Origin of the sequence: Methylobacterium sp. CCH5-D2, assembly GCF_001556475.1 — a bacterium.
In the GTDB taxonomy this organism is placed as follows: domain Bacteria; phylum Pseudomonadota; class Alphaproteobacteria; order Rhizobiales; family Beijerinckiaceae; genus Methylobacterium; species Methylobacterium hispanicum.
The window spans coordinates 1-762 of the sequence record NZ_LSIX01000524.1; the positions used below are offsets into that span (position 1 = coordinate 1).

Genomic DNA, 762 nt, shown 5'->3' on the forward strand with positions numbered 1-762 from the left:
CGCCCCCGCCGCTTGCGGTGCACCCGCGAACCGTGACACTGGGCCGATGACCCAGCCCTCGCCCTGGCTCGGCCCCGGGCCGCTCCTCCTCGCCTCCACGAGCCAGACCCGCCGCGCCCTGCTGGAGGGCGCGGGGCTGCCCGTCGAGACCGAGGCACCGGAGGTGGACGAGCGCGCGGTCGAGGCCGCGAGCGCCGGCCTGCCGCCCGCCGACCTCGCCCGCAGGCTCGCCGAGGCCAAAGTGCTGGCGGTGGCCCGCCGCCGTCCGGACCGGCTCGTGCTCGGCGCCGACCAGGTTCTGGCCCTGGACGGGACCGTCTTCCACAAGCCCGCCGACGCGGCGGCCGCCCGCGACCAGATCGCCCGGCTCGCGGGCCGGACCCACCAACTCCACGCCGCCTTCGCGCTGGCGCACGGGGGCGCGCTCGTTGCAGCCGGCGTCGAGACGGCGAGCCTCACGGTCCGCCCCCTCGATGAGCGCCAGATCGCGGCCTATGTGGCCTGTGCCGGCGAGGCCCGGGTGTGCGCGAGCGTCGGCGGCTACCAGCTCGAAGGGCTCGGCATCCACCTGTTCGAGGCGGTGGCGGGCGAGCACAGCACGATCCTCGGCCTGCCGCTGCTGCCGCTGCTGGCGCATCTGCGCGCCGACGGCTGGCTGCGCTTCTGAGGAGCGGCCCGCTTGCACGATCACCACGATCACGGCGCGCACGACCACGCGGATCACGGCGCCGGCCACGAGGCGCCCGCCCGCCGGCACAGCCA

General features: G+C 76.9%; 1 protein-coding gene. It reads left to right on the forward strand.

The window, feature by feature from the left end; all coding sequences use genetic code 11:
* Window positions 1-46 precede the first annotated feature (46 nt).
* Window positions 47-667, forward strand: a complete 621-nt coding sequence (locus AX737_RS13375; protein WP_066922075.1) for a nucleoside triphosphate pyrophosphatase — start codon at window positions 47-49, stop codon at window positions 665-667.
* The last annotated feature ends 95 nt before the right edge of the window (window positions 668-762 follow it).